This window comes from Desulfosarcina sp., assembly GCF_033791525.1.
GTDB lineage: Bacteria > Desulfobacterota > Desulfobacteria > Desulfobacterales > Desulfosarcinaceae > Desulfosarcina.
On the sequence record NZ_JASJGN010000338.1, the window covers coordinates 1 to 3,607 of the forward strand.

The window sequence follows — 3,607 nt, forward strand, 5'->3', positions numbered from 1 at the left end:
CATCTCCGCCGCCACGATCCAGTTGCCCGGATTCTTGAACAGGCCCGAACCGGGGAAAAGCATCACTTCACGATCCTTGGATGCCCGGTAGAACACCTTTTCTTTTTGCATGGCAATGTTGGATAAAAACCCGCTCAGGATGGCGCGGTGAATGGCGGCATACAGGGGATGGAACGACCCGTCGTCAGCCTGGCCGCCCACCGGCAGATCATTTAAGGCCTTGCCGTTGGCCTCCACGGCACCGAACCGCTGCTCCTTCAGCGCGGCCTTGATCTGGCCGTGAATATCCCGCCATTCGCGAATGCGGCGAAAGGAGAGGAAATGCCGCCGGCAGAACTTTTTCAATTCGTTCATGCTGCCGGGCCGGCCGCTACTGTCATGGATCGCGTGCCAGATGTTGAGCACGGTGACGAAGTCGGAAAGCGGATCCACAAACTGGCGGTGGGCCTGGTCGGCCAGGGCCTCTTTGTCCAGCGGCCGCTCGCGCACATCCTGGATGCTGAGGGCGGCGGCAAGGATGACAACAGGGCCCAGGCAGCCTTCCTTGCGGGCTTCGATGAGCATTCGCGAGAGGCGTGGGTCGATGGGCAGTCGGGCCATGGTGCGGCCGTTTTCCGTCAACCGGTATACCCCGGCGCCGCTGCGAGTCACTTCCGGGCGAAAGATGGCACCCAGTTCGAGCAGCAGGTCGAACCCGTCCTGGATGCTCTTTTCAGCCGGCCGGTCGATGAATGGGAAATCGGCGATATTTCCGAGTTTCAGCGCGATCATGCGCAGGATGACCTCGGCCAGGTTGGACCGCAGGATCTCCGGCTGGGTGAACAGGGGCCGGTTGGCGTAGTCCTCCTCGGTATAGAGGCGAATGCACACCCCGTTGGCCACGCGCCCGCAGCGCCCTTTGCGCTGATCGGCGCTGCTCCTGGAAATTGGCACCACCGGCAACGAGGTGGTCCGGGACCGGGGAACATACTGGGAGATGCGCGCCAGGCCCGTGTCCACCACATACTTGATCCCCGGAATGGTGATGGATGTCTCGGCCACGTTAGTGGCCACGATGATCTTACGGGCTGCCGTACCGGCGAAAACCTTGCGCTGCTCCCCGGCACTTAGCCGGGCAAACAGCGGCAGGATCACGGTTCTCGTAAATTGGCGCCCCCCCAAGGTCTCACAGGTCTCCCGGATATCCTGCTCGGTGGGCATGAAGATCAGGATGTCCCCCCGGGTGCGGCGCGCCATCAGTCCATCCACGGCGGTTGCCGCCAACTCGACGGGCGTGCGGTCCTCTTTGTCTTCCGGACCAGCATCCGGATAGAAATAGCGTGTCTCCACCGGATAAAGCCGCCCGGACACCTCTATCACCGGTGCATCGTCGAACGCTTTGGAGAACTTCTCGGTGTCGATGGTGGCGGAGGTAATGATCAGCTTCAGGTTCCTTCGTTTGTGGACCAGCTGTTTCAGGATGCCCAGCACAAAGTCGATGTTCAGGCTGCGTTCGTGGGCCTCGTCGACGATAATCGTATCGTATTCGTTGAGCCAGGGATCGCCCTGGGTTTCCGCCAGCAGAATACCGTCGGTAACCACCTTGATGTATGCATCGGGGCTGCTCTTGTCCTGAAAGCGGATCTTGTAGCCCACCGATCGTCCGAGATCCTCTCTCAGCTCCTCGGCGATGCGGGCGGCCACCGTGGTGGCGGCAATGCGCCGTGGCTGGGTGCAGGCAATCTTGCCGCTGATGCCCCGCCCGGCAGCCAGGCAAAATTTGGGGATCTGAGTGGTTTTTCCCGATCCGGTCTCACCAGAGATGATGGTCACCGGATGATTGCGGATGCTGTCGATGATCGCTGCCTTTGCAGCGGTGATCGGCAGATGGGTCAGATCCTGAAACCGGGGGACCCCTTCACGGCGCCGCTGCCTTCTGGCAACGGCGTCACGGATTTTCTGCGCCAGACCGTTCAGGCGTCGAGCCATCTCCGCGTCGGCCATCTTTTTCCGAGACCGCACCAACCGGTCAAGCTCACGGCGCAGGACAACGGCGTCGCTGTGCATGGCCTTTTTAAGCAGGTTTCGGAGTTGGTCAATTTGTTTTTGGTTGTCGGTCACAGATGGTCCTGTTCGTCTGCGTTCACCGGACTCGTGGCGCCCATTTATAGAAGCCCTCTCAAAAATAGGATTTGGGTTGGCTTCTACCATGACCAAAAAGGATTACAACCCTTTTTGCCGGCGCTTTTCGGCAAATTGGTCATCCCCTGCGGTTCTGAACCGCTATCGCGCCATACGGAATCTTCAATTGTACCGGTTCGCGGGATCTGCTAAACTGGTCATCGAGTTGGCGCTGCTGGTGCTGCGCCTGGCATCGAGGCTGAATTTAACCATACACGGAGGTTGACAACCAAAGAGATGAGAAGGAACTATTGGGACTGGCGTGGATTGATTGCCGTATTGGCTTGTGCCGTGCTTCTGATTGGCGCCATCGATCAGGCCACCAAAGATGCGCTCACGGTCAGGCACATCCTCAGAGTCATCGCCGAGCACCCCTCCCGGTCCGACACGCAGGAGCTTAGCGCTGAAGTGACCGAGACAGAGCTCAACGCATACATCGCCTATCGTCTGGCACAAGAGAAGGAGCCGGTTTGCGACAGCCTGACGGTGAAACTGCTGGATCACAATCACGTCCACGGCAAAATCCGGTTTGATGCACAGCGGCTCAACCTGGACACCCTGCTGGGCGACAATCTGGATTTTGATTTCAAGGGCGTTTTTCTGTCCCGGGATGGGGCGGCCCGTATCGATCTGATCTCCCTGCAGCTCAACGGCCAACCCATTAATCCGCAGGTTCTGGACTTCGTTATCCACACGGCGGCATTGGTTTACCGGACAGAATCGTCAGGTATCGGCGACTGGTATGAATTGCCCAAAGGTATAAAACGGATAAGCGGGTATAAAGCAAAAGCCATTTTGCATTACTAAAGGTCCCAATGTAACTTTTTTCATTTTCCTTCGTTATAATAGCAACCAATCACCTTAAAGGAGGTAAAAATGAAAAAAATGGCAGGGTTCATTATGGCTGTATTGCTGATCTGTTCAACGGTTGCTTATGCCGGTGGGGATAAAAATCAAAATCGGCATGACGGGAGCAAGGGAAAGGGCCAGACCAACCAGGGGCGCACCAATAAGTAGCGGCCTTCCGGAAACATGTATATCTGGGTTCGAATTTCGATTGGCGATTCCCCGCGGCAAGCCGCGGGGAATCCACTCGCTGTCGCGTTTCAGCCCCGGTTTTTTAAAGGTTTGACAGTAACCATACGGGTAACGCTCTGAATCATTCCGGGCCTTCTGGGTTCAGCGATCGCTTTCATGTACAATTTCGGGGAAATGCCCCTCCTTGCAGATCAACCCGTCAATCGGCTGATCGAACACCACTGAAAACCCCTTCTGACTGCTGCGAACCACCCTTCCTGTGACCTGAAGCTGATTTTCGAATTCGAAAACCGGAAATTTGAGTTCAATGGGCTGGCCCTCGGCAATTCGCCGCCAGGTCTTGATAAAAACCCCTGTGGCACCAATATTCTTGATGATTTCCCGGAACGCCCCCTCCCTGACGGTGTAT

General features: G+C 57.1%; 4 protein-coding genes. 2 read left to right on the forward strand and 2 right to left on the reverse strand.

The window, feature by feature from the left end; genetic code table 11:
• Positions 1-2,100: ATP-dependent RNA helicase HrpA (gene hrpA / locus QNK41_RS16700; RefSeq protein ID WP_319258962.1), on the reverse strand; the 2,100-nt coding region annotated here is incomplete at its 3' end.
• Between the two features lie 297 nt (positions 2,101-2,397).
• On the opposite strand from hrpA, the gene QNK41_RS16705 reads away from it, so the two are divergent.
• Entirely contained in the window at positions 2,398-2,967 is a 570-nt protein-coding gene (locus QNK41_RS16705) for a hypothetical protein (protein WP_319258964.1), read from the forward strand.
• 69 nt (positions 2,968-3,036) lie between these two features.
• Positions 3,037-3,177 carry a hypothetical protein gene (locus QNK41_RS16710; RefSeq protein ID WP_319258966.1) on the forward strand — a complete coding sequence of 47 codons (141 nt, stop codon included), beginning with the start codon at positions 3,037-3,039 and terminating at the stop codon, positions 3,175-3,177.
• A 162-nt stretch (positions 3,178-3,339) separates the two neighbouring features.
• Here QNK41_RS16710 and QNK41_RS16715 read toward each other — a convergent pair.
• Positions 3,340-3,607, reverse strand: a 268-nt coding sequence (locus tag QNK41_RS16715; RefSeq protein WP_319258968.1) for a PilZ domain-containing protein, incomplete at its 5' end; no start/stop codon positions are given.

What these genes read in the sequence shown, in the direction of transcription:
- QNK41_RS16705 (WP_319258964.1), top strand. Translation starts at nt 2,398, where the DNA reads ATGAGAAGGAACTATTGGGACTGGCGTGGATTGATTGCCGTATTGGCT.
- QNK41_RS16710 (WP_319258966.1), top strand. Translation starts at nt 3,037, where the DNA reads ATGAAAAAAATGGCAGGGTTCATTATGGCTGTATTGCTGATCTGTTCA.